Source organism: Amycolatopsis sp. H20-H5, from assembly GCF_035828755.1.
Taxonomy (GTDB): Bacteria; Actinomycetota; Actinomycetes; order Mycobacteriales; family Pseudonocardiaceae; genus Amycolatopsis.
Genome location: NZ_JAYMZS010000042.1, coordinates 33921 through 51598 on the forward strand (window position 1 = coordinate 33921; position 17678 = coordinate 51598).

17 protein-coding genes are annotated in these 17678 nt (G+C 59.1%); 15 read left to right on the forward strand and 2 right to left on the reverse strand.

The window, feature by feature from the left end:
* Window positions 1-3: 3 nt before the first annotated feature.
* The 6 genes from QMK34_RS23120 (at window position 4) to QMK34_RS23145 (ending at window position 6885) form a co-directional block, all read left to right on the forward strand.
* Window positions 4-270: a hypothetical protein gene (locus QMK34_RS23120; RefSeq protein ID WP_326416325.1), complete on the forward strand. Its 267-nt coding sequence runs from the start codon at window positions 4-6 to the stop codon at window positions 268-270.
* Window positions 258-983 carry a replication-relaxation family protein gene (locus tag QMK34_RS23125; RefSeq protein ID WP_326416326.1) on the forward strand — a complete coding sequence of 242 codons (726 nt, stop codon included), beginning with the start codon at window positions 258-260 and terminating at the stop codon, window positions 981-983. The genes QMK34_RS23120 and QMK34_RS23125 overlap by 13 nt, the downstream gene beginning before the upstream one ends.
* Before the next feature lie 186 nt (window positions 984-1169).
* Window positions 1170-2705 carry a hypothetical protein gene (locus QMK34_RS23130; protein ID WP_326416327.1) on the forward strand — a complete coding sequence of 512 codons (1536 nt, stop codon included), beginning with the start codon at window positions 1170-1172 and terminating at the stop codon, window positions 2703-2705.
* A gap of 123 nt (window positions 2706-2828) precedes the next feature.
* Window positions 2829-5129: a helicase-related protein gene (locus QMK34_RS23135; protein ID WP_326416328.1), complete on the forward strand. Its 2301-nt coding sequence runs from the start codon at window positions 2829-2831 to the stop codon at window positions 5127-5129.
* A gap of 58 nt (window positions 5130-5187) precedes the next feature.
* A complete protein-coding gene (locus QMK34_RS23140) occupies window positions 5188-6042 on the forward strand; it encodes a hypothetical protein (RefSeq protein ID WP_326416329.1) in 855 nt (284 codons plus the stop codon).
* 15 nt (window positions 6043-6057) lie between these two features.
* Entirely contained in the window at window positions 6058-6885 is an 828-nt protein-coding gene (locus tag QMK34_RS23145; protein ID WP_326416330.1) for a hypothetical protein, read from the forward strand.
* A gap of 252 nt (window positions 6886-7137) precedes the next feature.
* On the opposite strand, the gene QMK34_RS23150 is transcribed toward QMK34_RS23145, so the two are convergent.
* Window positions 7138-7386, reverse strand: a complete 249-nt coding sequence (locus tag QMK34_RS23150; protein ID WP_326416331.1) for a helix-turn-helix domain-containing protein — start codon at window positions 7384-7386, stop codon at window positions 7138-7140.
* Between the two features lie 245 nt (window positions 7387-7631).
* Here QMK34_RS23150 and QMK34_RS23155 point away from each other — a divergent pair, with 245 nt between their 5' ends.
* From QMK34_RS23155 to QMK34_RS23165, 3 genes are all read left to right on the forward strand, one after another.
* Window positions 7632-8735, forward strand: coding sequence for a hypothetical protein (locus QMK34_RS23155; RefSeq protein ID WP_326416332.1), 1104 nt, complete (start codon window positions 7632-7634; stop codon window positions 8733-8735).
* A 527-nt stretch (window positions 8736-9262) separates the two neighbouring features.
* Window positions 9263-10021 carry a hypothetical protein gene (locus QMK34_RS23160; protein ID WP_326416333.1) on the forward strand — a complete coding sequence of 253 codons (759 nt, stop codon included), beginning with the start codon at window positions 9263-9265 and terminating at the stop codon, window positions 10019-10021.
* A gap of 478 nt (window positions 10022-10499) precedes the next feature.
* On the forward strand, window positions 10500-10949 hold the full coding sequence (locus QMK34_RS23165) for a histone-like nucleoid-structuring protein Lsr2 (protein WP_326416334.1): 450 nt from the start codon (window positions 10500-10502) through the stop codon (window positions 10947-10949).
* A 122-nt stretch (window positions 10950-11071) separates the two neighbouring features.
* Here QMK34_RS23165 and QMK34_RS23170 read toward each other — a convergent pair whose 3' ends face one another.
* The gene (locus QMK34_RS23170) at window positions 11072-12280 is read right to left on the reverse strand and encodes a hypothetical protein (protein ID WP_326416335.1); all 1209 of its coding nucleotides are present in this window, start codon (window positions 12278-12280) and stop codon (window positions 11072-11074) included.
* Window positions 12281-12890: 610 nt separating this feature from the next.
* Here QMK34_RS23170 and QMK34_RS23175 point away from each other — a divergent pair.
* The 6 genes from QMK34_RS23175 (at window position 12891) to QMK34_RS23200 (ending at window position 17651) form a co-directional block, all read left to right on the forward strand.
* On the forward strand, window positions 12891-13289 hold the full coding sequence (locus tag QMK34_RS23175; RefSeq protein WP_326416336.1) for a hypothetical protein: 399 nt from the start codon (window positions 12891-12893) through the stop codon (window positions 13287-13289).
* 708 nt (window positions 13290-13997) lie between these two features.
* Complete coding sequence (locus QMK34_RS23180) at window positions 13998-14351, forward strand: hypothetical protein (RefSeq protein WP_326416337.1); 354 nt, start codon at window positions 13998-14000, stop codon at window positions 14349-14351.
* A gap of 143 nt (window positions 14352-14494) precedes the next feature.
* Window positions 14495-15025: a hypothetical protein gene (locus QMK34_RS23185; RefSeq protein WP_326416338.1), complete on the forward strand. Its 531-nt coding sequence runs from the start codon at window positions 14495-14497 to the stop codon at window positions 15023-15025.
* Window positions 15022-15621, forward strand: a complete 600-nt coding sequence (locus QMK34_RS23190) for a DUF3558 domain-containing protein (RefSeq protein ID WP_326416339.1) — start codon at window positions 15022-15024, stop codon at window positions 15619-15621. Before QMK34_RS23185 ends, QMK34_RS23190 begins: the two co-directional genes overlap by 4 nt.
* Complete coding sequence (locus QMK34_RS23195; RefSeq protein WP_326416340.1) at window positions 15621-16889, forward strand: hypothetical protein; 1269 nt, start codon at window positions 15621-15623, stop codon at window positions 16887-16889. Before QMK34_RS23190 ends, QMK34_RS23195 begins: the two co-directional genes overlap by 1 nt.
* Window positions 16890-16898: 9 nt before the next feature.
* A complete protein-coding gene (locus tag QMK34_RS23200; protein ID WP_326416341.1) occupies window positions 16899-17651 on the forward strand; it encodes an ESX secretion-associated protein EspG in 753 nt (250 codons plus the stop codon).
* Window positions 17652-17678: the final 27 nt, after the last annotated feature.

The following is a 17678-nucleotide window of genomic DNA, read 5'->3' on the forward strand; positions in this document are numbered from 1 at the left end:
ATCGTGCATCACACGACCGGTGACATTCTCGGCCAAGCCGCCTACCTGCGGCGCTCGTGCGAAATTCTGCTCGGTCAGCTGCGAACGATCGATGGGATGGTCGTGGGCACCGAGGAGCTGACGCCGATCCAGGAGGCCGCGGTCAGCAACGCCAACGAGGGCCTGGCCGAGCGGGCGAAGGAACACGTCGAACTGGCGACTCAGTACGTCGAATCTTGGCGTCGAGCATTGAACGCAGCGTTGAGTATGGAGCCGTCATGGCGGCGCTAGAGCAACAGGGCGACCTCTCGGACCGTGACGAAGCGGTCGTACAGTTGGTTGCCAAATTTCGGCAGATGACCAGGGCGCAAATCGGCGACAGCTTGTTTTCGGGTAACGCTTCGGCTACACCTTTGGACCGAACGCTGAAACGTTTGCTGGAACGGAAACACCTCAGCCGCTTACGACGACTGGTAGGGGGAGACCAAGGAGGGTCGGCGCAGTATGTCTATCAGCTGGGGCGGGAGGGATGGCGGCTGGCCGACCGAGCTGGCACATATTGGGCGCCGCACGCTGTCAACCTGCACACGCTCGCAATAGCGGACTGCTACGTCCAACTCCACCGCGGAGCACGACGAGGGGAATTAGAAGTGCTCGAGTTCGTGACCGAACCTGACAGTCATCAATCGGTCGGCAACCTGCTGCTGACGCCAGACGCCTACGTTGAGACCGGCGCGCGACCAAAGCAAACCAGATTTTCCTACTGGCTTGAGGTAGATAGGGGAACCGAGCACCCCAGCACGATCGAAGAGAAATGCGAGCGGTATTGGTCTGCGTACCAGCGCTGGGCACACGAATTCTACCCGCGCGTACTCTTCGTCGTTCCTGATCAAAGACGCAAGACATTGATCAGCAAGAGCGTTGAATATCTAGCGCCAGATACACATGAAATCTTCTCCGTGTGCCTCCAAGGCGAAGATATTTGTAGATCGATGTTGATCTAGTGTTCGTCGGTCGAATTCATAGGAAGGTAGTGGTTGTTCATGGCCATCATGTACCGGGCGATCTGGAGTGACAGCGCTCCAAATCTAGTCGACACGGTCCGGCGCCAATTTTTCGAGTGGGTTGGAGCTAAAAGCGCGGGCCGACTTTCGCCATCTGAATCTGAGTCAATCACTCCGGATGGAGCGATGAGCATCACTGTCGAGACAGAACGTAACGACAACGATAAAGCTCCAATTCGGGCGGCGTTAAGAGCATGGTTTGTCGAGGTGCGAGACGATGGATCTCGCTGGACTACGTCAGTTCGAAGCTGGGATGGTCCAGGGAACGCGGCCGACGCCGGGAGTCATGGGACTTGGGTGTGGGTCGACGTCGAAGCGGTAACGCGTGATTCCCTCGAGCAAGTGACTATTGCTGCTCCGAAGTTTATGGGCGCACTCCTGGTGAACGGATCCAGTCCTCGCCGACTTGATGTCCCCGTCTCGAATAGCCCGCTGTTCTACCGTGGCGAAGCAGGCGCCGAAGAGTTGGCTTCTCTGATCACCGATGCTGAGCGAGACCTCCCGATTGTGGTCTTTGCTCCCCTTCCAACATTCTTCAAATTTACCGATCTCCCGGAGGGGATGTCTGTCTTCGATAGGTTTAATGACGCAGTGCGGCGCGCGGCCACTATGGCGACGGGTATGGCTGCTGTGTGCCAACTAGACGAAGATGCTACGCAGGTATTTGGCAAAATCATGGGTGATTCGTATGCTGTTCGCGACGGTGCTTTCCGGATATACCTCCCGGACGTTGATCCAGCAGTGGATGAAGCGTGGAGACATCGGTATACAGTGCCCGCGCGTTTTATTCGCTACCGAGACACCGCCGGCAAAGCTATCAACCGTGCTATTTCGCTCCGAGCTGGAGCTAGGCGTGCCCCGGACAGCTACAATGCAGCAGTCAATTTGCTTGAGTCGGCACGATCGAGAGAACCTGGCGAACTCCAAGAGCTCCTAAAGATCGCCGACGAAGAATCTGCGGAGCATCGCATTGGACTTGCTGCACTCGACCAGAAGTATCTTAGTGTGGTCGAGGATAGTCAGCAGCTAGAAGAGGAGAATAATAGACTTCGTGGCGATCTGGACGAAGCGCGCAAGAAATTGGCCCTGGCTGGCCCCGGTTTGTGGAGCGAGCAAACGGAGGCGATGGCGTTAATTGAGCACGAGCGCCTGCCGGATAGCGCTGACTCACCAAGTGTTGCTGCGTTGTTAGCGCAGGAGCATTTCCGACGGTATCTTAGCTTTCCAATCGACGCATGTGTCGATATTGATGATATTGATAGCGCGGTTGAGGCGAGGTCCTGGGGTGAAACAGCGTGGTGGGCATTCCGCGCACTCAACGCCTATGGAGAAGCGTTGGCAAGCGGGGTTGATCCAGGTTCCTTTTGGTCATGGTGTAACAACTCCAAGCATCCGTACGCCTGGCGTGCGACTAGCAAGAAGTTGGCTATGGGTGAAAGTAGCGCAGTAATCAATAGTACTAAGCTTTGGCCGAAGAGGATATTCCCTGTGGGCACGGATCTGGATAAATCTGGACGTATGCACATGCAGGCGCACATAAAGATTGCCGAAGGTGGCGGACCGTTGGCGCCGCGAATCTATTTCTACCCGTCACGCGAGATGGCGAAGGTGTACGTCGGCTACTTCGGCCCACATCGAAACGTGCCGAATACGATCAAGTGAGATCGTTAGTGCTTCACAATCATTCTGCTAACGGTAACAACCGAAAGTGAGCGTGTTGTGCCAATACCGCGCTACGAGGTGCCAGCGCATCCACGGTTCCAGTTGGGATCACATACAGTCCATATGCTGAAGGTTGTCGATTTTCTACGGTATGTCATCGACCGAGATAAACTGACGATCGTTGAGCATCTCCAGCATATGGGTCGGGATCCGTTCTTCCTCGTGGCGGCGACTGGGCTCGGCAAGACGGTTGCGGTACCCATACACGTCCTGGTCCGTCTGATGGAATCGATCGGCGCTGATCCTGGTCCCCAGCCGCGTGTCTGGGTGGTCGAACCGCGTATCCCAATCGCTGTCGACCAAGCTCAGTTCATGAACTCGTTGTGGAAGAAGTATCTATCCGTCAAAAAAGAGCGCGCTCTTCCACCGCTGTTCGGGTCCATAAGCTCCCGCGGAAAGAGTAATCCTGATGCTCCTATAAAGTTTGTTACCACGGGAATCTTTGAGCTGATGGCAAAGGGGGAGGAGTTGACTCCGGCCCGTGATCGAGTCATTATTGACGAAGCTCATGTCACCGTCGAACAAAATGCCGGGGTGGAGCTTGGTATAGCGTTAGCGCGAAAGGCCGGCGTGCCTGTGGACTACATGTCCGCGACCGTAGACACAACATCGATTTCTGAGGATCTGTATGTCCGCGATATCGTCCGAGCGGATAAGCAGCGGTACGTTGTATGGAAGCATAACCTGCTGCAACCGCTTCGTGACGCCCTGCCTCAGTTGATCATGGAAACGCTTTTGAAGCCCGACACCTCGTCGGCGTACTTTCCGAGACGCAATGGCTACCAGCAGACTGATGATGTAATAGCTGCTGTGAGTGAATCCGATCGGTCACACGGAATGCTGGCTATCGTGAACTCCTTTGCTGGTGAGAACAGCGACGTCAAGCGCCTGGCAAGCATCATTCAGAAGGTCGCCCCCGACTTGCCGATTTTGCAGCTTGCGGGCGAAGTAGTACGCGACGAGCGACGAAGCGCAGAGTTCGAACGCAAGCTTCGACATATTGAGCAGGAGAAGAAGAATTACATCATATTGGCAACCAGCGTTGTCGAAATGGGCATTACTTTCCCAACGTTGGACTTTGTGGTGACTATGGACAGCGGTTATGATCAAGAGACCATTGGTGACCAAACCTTTCCGGTCGTAGCGCCACTTGGGGTCAATTCCTTGCTACAGCGAATCGGACGAGTTGGGCGCCGTCGTCCCGGGATCGCTTACATCAGTCGTGAGGTTGGCGCAGATTATGCTGATCTTGACGACGACGAACTCAACCGCAACGGCCTGCAGTACGAAGCTATTAGCTTCCCGCTTGCGGCGGCTCCACTTACTGACTTGGCGTACTATGCTTGCAGACATGAGTGGGATGATCTCGGGCAATGGGTTGCGGGTCTAGGACTACCGTCTCGACTACATGAGAACGCAGATCGCCTAGTGTACCTACAGGACCAGATCGAGATGTTTGAAGGTCTGGGTATAGCGGCCGATGCCAGGATCACGCCTTTCGGTGTTCATATGGAGCGCTGGATCGGTCAAACCGACCTCGCCTATGCAGTGCAGCTACAAAAACGGTTCTTTGAAGACGCCAGTCTTACTGAAGTGATGTTCTGGGTAGTCGGCACCGCGTTGAGTAATACATCGGTTCGCGCGCTGCGCGCGTCACACGACTTCTTTGTCGATTACACGGGCGAGCATGCGGCGATAGCACATGAACTGGAATTTTGGCGTGGTTTCGATCATGAGGATATCGCTGTATTTTCGGTGGTATGCGCTGCAGCAGCAGCGATCCCAATGGCGTTCTTCGGGGGTGGCGACGTCGTATTTGACGATTGGGATGATCTGGAGTTTCGACGCTGGTGCGGTCTGCTCAGCATGGACAGCAGAAAATTCCGCAAAGCTGCAGTATCAGTTGCGGACACGCTGAAGTTATTCGCCAAGGTCAATGGAAAAACTCCACGGTTTGCCGAGTTATTCGGCAGCGCAGCGATGCCGACACTGAAAACGCTCCCGTGGGGCGCTATGCTACGAGATTTTCCAGAGGAGCAGCTTCGTCGGCAACTCTCCAGTCTGATCGGTGCAGCGGTCGTCGTCCTTGAGAAAGATGATCGAGGGAATTTCACGTGGGAAGACAGTGTGCACGGGCGCAGCGGTTCGTTGGCGCAGGATGATACTCCAATTCTCCTTCAAGGGGGCATGTACCTGGCCCGGCTCATCCCTGGTCGGCAGGCAAAAGGTGAGATCGAGAGTTGGCGGCTTACACACTTGGCTACTTTGCCGCCACCCATCGAGGTTGAGAAGGCTGCGGAGGTTAAGGAGGAAGCCGGAAAGAAAAAATGGTGGTGGCGGGTGACTGAGTGGCTTGACGACTAGGAGCGGGCTGATCACTAGTTTCTGTGCCAAATTCTTGTTGCTGGATTCGGAGGTCGAAGTGCCCGAACGTCCTAGCCAGGTATACAACTGCCAGAACCGCGGCTGCCTTAACGGATATAATTCAGCATTTCAGGATGCTCCCGAGGAGTACTTTCGAAGCAAGGGAATCTCTTCTCCGAAGAACTGCAAGGACTGTCGCGAGTGGAAGAAGGCTCAGTCGGATGAAAGAGTGCGTTGCGCCAGTTGTCGATCCCCGTTTCCAGTGCCTAAAGGGCGCAAGCTAGCGCATCATAAAAACGTCGGTTCGTATGTGTCCCCGGAAACATGTGACGCTTGCGCGTCGGGAAATGTTGCGCAGCAGAGTTCGAAGAAGAAGTTGCCAAAAAGTGACGGTAAGAAATCTAAGAAAGATAAGCTTCAGGGGTCATTCGATAGCCTGCCGTTTCGTCACGTAGGTGCTCGCGACGTGGTGGTTGAACTTGAAGCGTACCAGTACTCAGTTAAGGAAAATTTCGGTAGTCGGCAGATCGTGACTCGGCAGGTTCATCTGGAACGTCATCTGGAAAGCTCGCCCCATGCCTTAACTGATCCCGCAGTGGCGAAATCGTATGGCATGATTGGTCCTAAGTCGCCTAGCTCTCTTGTCGATTCGCGCGCGGGAGTGCAGGAGCTCCTGGTAAACGTAGCCACGTTCGCGAGTCTCACGGATAGCAGATTTATCCGCGAGTACTGGCAGCGTGAACGTATAGTGCGCATCACTTTTACGGGTAATCATGATGGTCTTGAGGTATCGATACTCGAAAGAGTTGACCTGAGTAGCAAGTTCAGGCTGATCAGTTCTTATGATGGAATTTCGGTTAATAAAGTCGAGTGTAAGCTTCGTCGAGAATGGACACTAGATCACGCAAAGTGATAGAATTGAGGAGCTATGTCAAATGGATACAATGAGTGGGTTGCCAAAAATAGTCCTAATGCTCAAATGATGCATGCTGTCGAACGATGGCGTCAGGCCGAGATTTTCGCGGACGATGCAATGCTGCTGGCGCATGATGTGGAGGACTGGCTACTGGACGGTTCCTTGTCTAAACCTGATCTTGTCAAGTGTCTTGCTTTCTATGGCAAGTCTCGGCTATTTACCCAAGGTTGGATACATTTGCCGATTGCTATTCCAGAATCTGAGCGTGATAGATGGATTGAGAGTGGTCTTCAAACGACTATTTCTGCCCATCGTGAGTATCAGGCTTCTGCAATAGGAGGTTTTCTGGAAGTGGCGAGTCGAGTTCCCGCTCTTGTACACGAGCTTGATCGACAAATTCAGCGGAAAATTCTAACTTTGGCAAATTTGCTGGCGAAGTCACTCGACCACTATACGCCCGAGGATTGGCCTGCTCGTATAACTGAAGGGTTCGAAATTGATGATGGGCAATTTTTGGAGCAGGATGTCTTCGATGAACCAGTTGCTCTATTTGAGGAGCTTACCTGCTTCGCGTGGGCTCTCGAAAAGGCCCGCATGTTTTCTCTCAGTGAGCACAATGATGAGCTAGGTCTGCCCAATCAAGAGCTTCATGACGCCCTAATGAAGATTGACTTGAATGAGCTTAATGCTCGGCTTCAGGACGCAGAACCCAAGCTGCGTCGTATCCTTAAGCATTTGGCAAGTCACAACTACTTCGACTTGAACTACGACGTCGCTCCTGACCAGTTCTGGTGGCGACACTGGAAGGGCCGCCAGGCCGACAATCGGCGTTCGAAATAGTCGGCCGAAGTTCGTTGCGAGGCTGATTGTGGCTCGGTGATTGACTACGCTAAGTTCTTCGATCCTCCTGCGCTGACTACTTGATGCGATGTGGCCTGCATGGATGCGACGTTCGCCGTGCCAGGTCCGAGCGCCCGAGAGGCCCGCATCTTAGGGTGCGCCTCAGGATGATGGACGACTTCCGCGAGTTGGGGCGACATCATGCACGAGATCGACCTGACTGTCGGTAGCTGGTGACGTTGGATCCTTTGGCTATGTCGGCGCGTTCGTTGGCCAAAGCTGCTCGAGTGTCGCCCAGAGGGTGGTTCCGAGCGCTGTTGTGACTTGTCGCAGCTCGACCACGTCCAGCCGCCGCTCGCCGGCCTCGTACTTGCTCACGAACGACTGTGGTTCGTCCAGCCGCTCCGCTACCTGGACCTGGGTCAGGACAGCTTCCAGCCGCAGCTCGCGCAGGATTGCGCACAGTCGTCGGTATTCCGCAGAGTGAATGGATTTGTCCACCCCGTAAGCGGACAGTAACCCTTGCGAATATCCCAAAATAGGATATTGTGGCGATCGGGCGCGGATATGCGCCCGTGACCAGCGATTTCCAGGGGAGGTGGGGGCATGCGTATCGGACGCGACGGTGGTGGCAACACCTGAGAGATAGATCGGCAGTGAGCGAGAGCCCCTGGACGCCGTACACGTCCAGGGGCTCTCGTTTTGCTATTCAACACGAAAACAAAACTTGATACAATAGAGTGTAGATGAACCGCCTGCTCGACCAGCTCTACAAAACCAAGCTCCGCCTTGCCGGGCTGGTCACTGCTGTCATCGGAGTAGCTTTCCTCTTCCTCTCCCATGCAGTTGCCAGTACGCCAGCCCTGGGCTGGCTGCTCGGCTGGCCGACCAACGAGCTCGGCACCGCGCTGCTCAGTGCCGGGGTCATCGCGGTCATCTTCGAGTACTACGCCCGCAAGGAAACTGACGCCCGGACTGATGCACATCTTCGCCAGGCGATCCGGCACGAAGCCCCCGCCATCCGCGACGCTGTCCTTGACAGCTTCGCCTTCAACGCTGACGCGTTGAAGGACATTGCCTCAGATGAGACCCTCGATCGAATCGCTACCAACGCCATCGGCTTGCGGCTTGGTGACCAAGCTCTTGCTGCGGAGGCCTACGCCGATCTGCGCGAGCAGGTCATCCGTTCACCGGAACGATGGCGTGATCTACGCATCTCGGTCAGCCTTGCTCCTCAGACTGAACCAGCCGATCCTGCGGTGCCCATGTTCATCGCAACGATCAGGCGCGAGTATCGAGTGCGACCGACGACCACCACGTTGCGGTTCGTCAGCACTGGCGACCCCGCCGAGTATCGGAGCCTGCTCCGCGACAGCACCGTGGCCGGGCAGTGGTACTTCCAGCCCAAAGGGCAGGTCGATGCCGGCGACAAGGACGCTTTCCAGCTCGTCCAGTTCAGTGTCGACGGTGCCGAGAAGACTATCCGCCGTACGGAACGTCGCGGCAGTCAGACATATACCGTCGCGTTCGACAAGGCCGTGAGTGCTTCCGAAGAGGTCGTCGTGGCGTACACCTACCGTGCGCTCGTCCAGCAGCGCGGCCATCTGCTCTATGTGGATATTCCACGTCCAACCAAGGGCGTCGAGGTTAGCTTCGACTACGCAGCGACAGGAATACGAAATATTAGCTACCTCGACTTCGTCGCTAGCCCCTCTCAGGCTCGGGTTAGCAGTAGTCCAAAAAATGTTCCGACGAAGACGGTAACGATCAGTTTTGACGGCCAGGTCTTCCCGCGGGCAGGAGTGGCGTTCGTGTGGGTGCTCGAAGATGAGCTGAAGGCAACGAAGTAAGAACGTCACAGTTCCGCTATTGCTTGTAATTTCTGTCCATTTTGCTACGCTGAATAGTAGCGATTGATTAATTCTACTCTCGTCATCTTGTGTCGGTACTGGCTGGCGCGCTGCGCTTGTCGTAAACGGATGCGAGATTCGCACTTCACTCAACATCTCTGGAAGAAGGTGACAGGTATGCGCAATGGTGGTGGTGGCGGAACCTGATCAACCCAGTGAGCCACGCTCACCTCAACCAGCTCCTGGGCGTCTTCGGACGTCCAGGGGTCTTCTATATATGGAGTTCGGGTACCAAAGTTGGCGCGCCGGAGGTTCGCTGCAGAGCCGCACTGCGGCGCAGGTATCACTCGATCGGCCGTTGAGGCCCGCTACCTCTTTAGTTGATCTTAATGTCAGCCGACTGCTCACCTATGGCATCCGAAGACCTGCGACCAATTGACCTGTACGAACTCGTTCGGAAGCACTGGGGCACGTTTAGTCCGAGAGTGACTGCTAATGCGAACCTCGCGACGTACGCCCTGACAGAAATGACCAACTTCCTATGGGGCACGTTACCCGACAAGAGTCGACAGATTGACATTGAGTCGCTCATGCAGCTCGCGCAGAGCTGCCAGTACCTCGGGCTCACGGTCGGCTGTCTGGGCCCCGACCAACCGTCGGCCGACGGCAAGGAAGCGCCGAAATGGACCTACCGGCCACAGGTCAACGTCCTGTTGGCGGAGTCGTCTGATTATCTGATGAGGGCAGGACGCCTCCTGGAGCAGGTCAGGGACCTCATCCACAACGTCGAGCTCGAGACATCGTTCCCCGCCCTCGCCCAGGTGGAACCACCGGCCGCGCCGGCGTTGTCCCTGGCGAGCGCTGCCCCGACCATGCCGGTGAGTGCCGACTCGCGCCTTGACGACTGCCGCGCCGTCTTCACCGCGCTCGGCGTCACCCAGTTGCCCTCGGGCGCTCTCAGGCAGGCCCTCCGGGGGATGTTCACCGAGCGCTGGCACTCGATGAGCAAGACGGCGATCGTACGGACCTTGTCCGATGTGGGAATCCGACCCGTCGCGTACGCCAACAACAAGAACCGCTACCTGCGGGAGCAGTTCTTCGGTGACGATGTCGAGACGTCTGACCTGCCTACAGCCTCGTTCTTGCCATGCATTGCTGGCGTCTTCGCTGGGCGGACCGAGGAGGCCTTGCCGCTCGACTGGGTACATGACCACTGGATCCAGCAGTGCGCCGATGCCCGGCACGGTCACCATCACGGAGTTCGCCGAGCTCCTCCGTATCCATGAGACGCGCCCTGAGTGGACCAAGAGCGGACACTTCCTGCGAGCGGCTCCCTTCAAGCGGTACCTGCCCGAAACCGGGCCGGAGCCCATCGCAAGCTGACAGTCGGGCATGGCGTGCCACCTCGTGACGCTCCAGCGCCCGACATGGGAGGATCTACTTCTGCGGGGATGGGGATCTGTTCGCTGCCCACTGGTGGCTCCGAGCCGTCGCTCCCGCATAGTTGCCCGCCTCATGTCACCGGGTTGGTTGAAGATTTGAAATCCGACACCATCTGTCTGCAGCTCGTTGGCATCGGCGTGCCGTAGACTGTCGTTGCCCCGGCGCGCCACCTCCCCCTCGTGTGCGCCGGGGTTTGTCTTGACTAATTGGCCTGGTCAGCGGGGTGTCGGGCTCAACCAGGCTCCGCCGATCAGGTTAGGGTCTGGCTCAAGTCCTGGCCGGGAATACGGCCCGTCCTGTTCGTTGAAAGGTAGACCCGCTATGGCTCAGCAAGTACACGTCGAGATGGTCGACGACATCGACGGCGGTGAGGCGGCTCAGACCGTCCCCTTCATGCTGGATGGGGTCTCCTACGAGATCGACCTGTCCGACGACAACGCGTCCAGGCTACGTAGCGAGCTGAGCAAGTACATCGGTGCGAGTCGCCGAACGGGCGGCCGCAAGATCCGGGTTGCGCTTGGCCAGTCGACGACGGGTGAACACAGCTCGTTCAGTGCGCCGACGTCGGCCAACCGCGCGCACAACCAGGAGGTGCGTGCCTGGGCAGCAGCCAACGGATACGAGATCTCGTCCCGGGGCCGCATTGGTATGGAGGTCACCGCTGCGTATGAGGCTGCCATGGCAGCTCCTGCCGCCGCCGAGCCGGAGGAAGAAGCACCCGCCAAACCGGCCCGCAGGCGTGCCCCGCGTAAGAAGAAGACGGAGGAGTGACCCTCAGCGCGCGCAGGGGCACAGGCAAGCCGCTATTGGCAATCGAGCTTGGCCTCGTAACTCGTTAGTTCTGCTTGCCCGCGGAGTCGAGGCCGCGGGCAAGCAGTCCGAGCTGATACCAGCTAGCGGCCTGCGCTGTCCCGTATGCTGCGAGGCAAGCCATCCCACCACGTCGCTGCGCTGCGAACGCGTGTCGGGAGCCCAGGTTGGGCGATTATTTCAGCTAACAGATTCCGCCTGCCGTTGATTCCCATGCAGTACACCAAGCGATCCATTACCGAGATCGACGGCAAGTCGTGGTTGTCACGGGAGTGTTCGGCGTACCTTGAGAAGGCGTAGCGATAGAACTCGTCGCTGCTAGCACCGCCGACGTGCCCCAAAGCGTACGCGGCCGAGTCGCGGACATCGTCGGCGAGTTGGCCAGACAACACCATCCGCTCGATCAGACGCCGTTCCTCGGATCCGCCAATTATGCGCAGGGCCTCAAGGAGTGTCTGCATCACCTCAGGCCGGCCACGTCGCCGGATCGTGTCGACGAGCTCACGAGCGAGTGCCCGAGCCAAGGGGGCGCGGTACGGCGTCGCATACAGCAGGAACATCGTGCAAAGCCGTACGTCAAACACTGGATCATGCAGCATCTCGTCGATGAACTTGGGAAGCAACAAGTCGGGTCGCGCTTCGCCCAGGGGGTCGACGTCCTCGAGCGTTCGAGCGCAGAGTCGTTCAGCGATCGGAACCATTGGCGGCTGCAACGTTGCCATGGCCATGGCCCACAAACGGCGCGGTACCTTGCGTCGCACATCTTGAGGTAGGAGCTGCAGCATACGCGCTGCAAGAGGGGACCTCTCTGAGCTGCCGGACTCCACAAGGCTGCACAGGATCGGCAGCAACGCGTCCGTCTGAGGCCGGGTGAAGTGACCAAATCTGAGCTTCTTCACGCTCGTGAGCAGGGCGCCGTAGAACGTTCGGTCAGTCAGCGGATCAGTGAGATGCTTGGCGACCGAAGAGCTTGCGTCAGGGTGCGCGCTGGCACTGAATACGCCAAGCGTGCCGATCAAGCTCTGGACTGTGGGATCAGCGGCTGCGGCGGCGGCCGTGGCGATGGCCGCTTGCTGGCCGACCGGATGGACAATGAGCCGATGGAATGCCTCGGCCCGGCGCATCCAATGAACGCCATCCGCGATACACATCTCGGTGAGAAGCCGCTCGGAGAGTCGTTGCCAGGTCGTAGCAGGGCTCAGCACGATGTTGGGACGGCGAGCGAGAAGATCGGTTAACCGATCCCATTCGTCGCTGCTGACGACGCCGTCGCCACAAGCCTGCTCGACCAACTCGTCGAGTGGGGAACCGGGGCTCGGCCGTCGTCGCCTGGCCCAATTTGGGACCGTCTGTGTCGGCGGCAGGAGATACCGAGCGACGGTATCGTTGACAGCCATCAGGAGGCCTGGCGCAAGACCAAGTAGCCGTTCGTAGCGGTGTACCGCGGCGCTCGGTACGACGGTGAGGTTGTTCTCCCAACGGGACAGGGTACTGATGGACACCGAAGGAGTCTCGTCGTCAGCGCCGAAGGCTGCGCCGAACGTGGCCAGCCGACCGTACTGAGGTTCTGGGCCAAGAATCCGATTTGTCCGAAGCAGCCAACCGACCCGTTGGCCAGCGCTCACGCTCTGCATCACTGGCTCCTCCTAGGACTTAGGGATACACCGCGGAACCCTCATGAGCGAGCAGCGTTGCAGAACTGCATCCGATGGACTCACCGTTTCCTCCGGTTGCCCTACGCTGCTTCCGCCATACGTGTCTGTCGCTGGCGTGAAGCAATGATCAGGTCCTCGTTGTCAAGGCCTATTACGTTTTATTATTCGGCCGCAAGCATCACCAAGCCTCATCCTTTCTCTCCGTACCGTCAAGTGTGCTAGTCCGGCGAGATGCAAGGAGAAAATGATGAAGGAAGCGGAGATCTACGTTGCCAAGGCACGGCGTCGTCCATGGCGGGGACGTGTCGTCGGCATCGTTGCGGCGTCAATGCTGCTCATGATGGGCGTCGCGACTGGGGCTAACGCTAGCTCGTATCCGGTACACGTCGGCAGCACAAGTGTCTCTCTGCGCGACTGTTACCACCCGGCGAAGCAGCCGTATCCCAAGCAGACCTGTACTTTTCAAGCCACCTTACCGGCCGGTCTGAACATGACCCTAATTTGTCAGCACGACGGCCAGGACATCTCCGGCGACCCTGTCTGGGACTATGTCAGTACGCCTTACGGATATGGATACGTTTCCGACTACTACGTGTCTACCGGCTATTCGAGCTGGGTCCCCGGTGTGAACTACTGCCAGTACTAGAGTAGAAGGGTCGCCATCTTGCGAATTTTTGAGTTGGCCCACTTCGTGATTCGTGGATAATGCAATCTGGGATAAATAGGCGGCTACCGAAGGAGAACGATATGTCGGACGTGGGATCTTCCGCTGTAAAGGCGACGGTGCTTCACTCGCGACGAAGGCGGCAACTATCGCGGCTGGTTGCCGTGTTCGCGGCTGCTGTTGCGGTCGGCGGAGCTGGGATTGTGGCCGCTGAACCGGCCCAGGCTGCAAGCCTGAACTGCCAGACCTGGGGGCAGGGAACAAACGTCGGTCACGCGACGTGCACCGGGTGGGGCACCTGGCAGGTGACCGTCCAGTGCTACTACTGGGGTGCCAACAGCAGCGGCTACCAGTGGCAGTCCGGCGGAACCCAGACCCGTACCGCAACGTGCCCCAGTTGGAGCTACGTTACGAAGGTCGAGGTGCAGTCGTACTGACAGCAGATTGCCTGCAGCGCTTTCCTGGCGAACGGGCCTTCGGTCATGCCGAAGGCCCGTTCGCCAGCTGCGCCATGATGGTTGTCGGAGGTCCACGTGTCCGCTGTAGTCAGTCGGGTCCTCCCAACTGTCATCGGACGTTGCTCCACTCGGGTGACGACAGTCTGCCTCCCGGTGCCCGTTAACGAGGTGCACGGCAAGTCGCTTCGAACTGCCTGTTCCCTGGACGGACAGGTGCGGCATCATCAACCTAGTGAACGATGACCAGGGCGGCGCGGAATCAGCGGTTGAGCAGCAAGGCTACGGCGATCAGCTGCGAGCGCGCGCGGCGTGGGCCAAGGCGCTGGCCGAAACTCAGCGCGAGGTCGCAGACGAGTTCGCCGCATTAGGCGAACATGGGTTCGATACCGCCCAGATGAGCGAACAGGCGGCGCGGGCGGCGCAGGGGCTCGATCAAATCGGCTCGCTGCACGCGGAGGCTGCCCTGGCCCACGACGACATGATGGCCGCAGGTGGCCCGGAGGATTCCCGCGCCTACGTCGAGTACGAGGCAACGCTGCGTCGGCACCGCACACTCTGGCCGGGCGAAGACTCTTTCGGCTCGTGACCAGCAGGATTGAGACGAGCTGTCACCAAGTCTGCAGATACAGATAGTGATCCTTCGCTGTCTACCAGACAACCGGTGTCCATGCGGCTACTATCGGTTCGTTCGACAGCTATAGGCGGTGAGGGCCGCCAGGGGAGGACGTAGTGGGAAACGAGCAGCAGCCAGCAACATCGGGATCAAGTCAGCCTCCGCCGCAGCAGGCACCTCCAGAGCCCAAACGGGCCGGATTCCTCACGCCGGAAGAAGCGGCGAAGCGGAAGGCTCAAGACGACCAGTACGACCAGTACATGAACTCGGCTGGCGCCAAGGTCTACCGGGATCGTGAGGCTGCCGACGCGGCTGCCAACACCGCAGCTTCGGGTGGCGGTTTTGTCATGGATGCCGACGCGATGCGGGCGATCCTTCCCCGGTGGCAATCCATCGCTGACAAACTCGGGGATGCTGTCACGTTGGGGAGACGGCTCGTACATCTGAACAAACCCGCCGAGGACGAAGGCAGCACGGTACAGAAACAGGCAGCCGATGCACACGCTGAAGCCTACGTAAAGAACGTCACGGACCAGCAGAACTATGCGCAGGCATACGCCAACAAGCTCAAAGACGCCATCGGCGTTTACGAAAAGCAAGAGCAGGCCAACAAAGATGCGCTTCGTAAGCACGGGGGCCGTCAGTGAATCGGGCCTTTGTGGTCGGAATTGCGGCAACCGCATTGCTGACTTTGGCAGCGTGTTCGACGCCTGTCGACAACCAGACGCCATCGGCATCGTCAGGCCCGTCGACCTCGGCACCTGCGAGTGGCAAGTTGGCTGCGCCGCAGGTGGCGAACCCGCTGGACGCCTCCAAGTTCGAACAGGACCCCTGTGCCGTGCTCAGCCAGGCTCAGGCAAGTCAGGTCGCTAACCTGATCACGAGCCGCAAGGCGACTGGCGACGTTGCACCGATCTGTACATGGTCAGACACTGACCACAATACAGTTGCCTTCGGTTTTATCCCGGGCAATGGCGGTTTGAGCACTTCATACAAATCTCAGGACAGTAAGTCGGGCTACTTCGCTGTGGCTCCCGACGTTGTAGGGTACCCGGCGGTCTACGGGGCGCCATACGACGATCGAGGCGACGGTGGTTGTCAGGTTGCTGTCGGTGTTAGCAACGACGAAGTGATCACTGTCGGCGTAACGTTTCGCAAGCCGTCACCATATTACAGCGATCCTTGTTCGCTGGCGGTCAAAGCTGCCGAGGCAGCGGTCACGACGATTAAGAGTGGTGCGTGATGGCCTACACCGCACAAGAGATCGTGGCCCTGGTGAATCAGGGCAAAGGTCCCACCGATATGTACGCGGGTGGCGACCATTCCAGCGAGCTGTCGAAGCTGCACGACAAGATCGCTGAGGAAATGCTTCAGTTGCAAGGGGCGATGCAGGACCATTGGCAGGGCGACGGTGCCGGTCAGGCATACGCTGGCGCTGGGCCCCTCGTGCAGGCTTCACAGGTGAGCGGTCAGCACCTCACCCAGGCCGAGCAGCTGTACCAGGGCCAGGGAAGTTCGTTCAAGGACCTGCAAGGCAAGGTCGCAGAGGCCAACCACCCGGAACCGCTTGGTGACAAGCCGAAGGACGACTGGGTGAGCGGCACCTGGGTGTCGTTTATGTCGAACCGCTCGAACGAGATCGACGCCTGGAATCAGAAGGCTCAGCAGGTCGTCGACGGATACAGCACCTACCACGGCCAGTCGACCGATAACTCTGGACGGTGGGCAGCCCCATCGCAGTACGGCGAGCTGGGCCTGCCTCCCGGTGGAGCTGACATCACCCCTACCTCGCCGGACACCGGACCGGGGTCTCAGTCGCACGTAACCGGTTCTGGCTCCGGTCGGCACAGCGCCTCCAACTCGTTCGGTGGTCCCGCGGGCCACCCCGGCGGTGTTTCCGGCCCCAACGATCCTGGTCACAGCGGTGGGTCGGTTGATGGTGGCGTGCCGCAGCAGGGTGGTCACTCAAGTACGCTGCCTCCTGGTTCGCAGAGCCATGGCGGGCCGTCACAGGCCGATGGCACCAAGACGGCCGGCTATTTCCCGCCCACGACGACGGGTGTCGGCATTGGTGGCAGTGACTACGGCACGACAGGTGGCTACGGCGCTACCGGGTTCGGTCCTGGAGGGTCAGGACCAGGCGGCTTCGGGCCGGGTAGCGGCTCGGCCAGCGGGTTCCTGCCCGGCGGTGGTTTCGGTCCCGGTGGTTCAGGGACAGCTTCTGGGGTTGGTTCTGGCGCAGGTGGCCTTGCTGGCGGGAAGGGCTCCGGCGCGGGGGCGCTGGGCGGCGAACCAGGGGCAGGTGGCCGTCTCGGAAGTGGCGCAGCTGGCGGTTCGGGTCGGCCTGGCGGGTCGGGCATGGGTGCTGGTGGCGGTATGGGACGCGGCGGTAAAGGCGAGGGGGCCGAGGACTCCGAGCACAAGACCGCGGACTACCTGCTCGAGCACGATCCAGACGACGCCTTAGTGGGTGAGTTGCCGAGGGCGACACCGCCCGTCATCGGTCTGTAGGGGCAGGCAATGCTGGTGATTGACCGTCAGATTGTGCTGCCCTTGGACTGCCTCCTGGTCGGTGCGGAGGCCGCTGGGGTGACGTTGCCAGCCACGTTGGTTCCAGAACCGGTGTGGCGAAACCCCTCCGAGGTGCAGGCACACCAAAACAGCGTTGCTGAGCAGCTCGTCGAGCGCGGCTTGTGGCGCGCTGGCGGCCCGAGCGAGGAGTTTCTCCGCACGATCACTGTGCTCGGCCGCGCTGGGCAGGCATTTTCAGCGACGGTGGAAGCCTCCGACGGGCCGTATCACGTCCATGTCGCGGCCAGCGGTCGGGACGCGGTGCTGGCGTGCCATGTGCCGTCGTCGGGCAACGTGGTCCTCGGCCCCGCGCGTCCGGAGGCGCTCGCCGAAGACCTGGTGGTCGAGTTGCCGACTGTGTCGCCGGGGGTGGGGCCGGCGTTGTCGGTGCCTGAGTCGGATCTGCGGGATGCCATGAACGGCGGGCAAGCTCGTCGTGACGTGCGGCGGGTGCTGGAAGTCGCTGGGCTCCCTCGTTTCGGCGGTGGCCAAATCTACGCCAGCTACCGGGATGGCCTCGGCAGTTATCGTGCCACCGGGGACAGCTGCTGCACGTTCTATGACACCGATCAGGGCCGGTACCTCTTCTCGTTCACCGAGGAACCCGGCTACGAGCGGTACGTCAACGTGGCACCCGGGCGTACCGAGACGCTGATCAGCAAAACCTACGACCTTCTGGAGCAGCTACGCCACGCGCGTTAGACGTGCGTTTGCTGGATGGTCGACGCC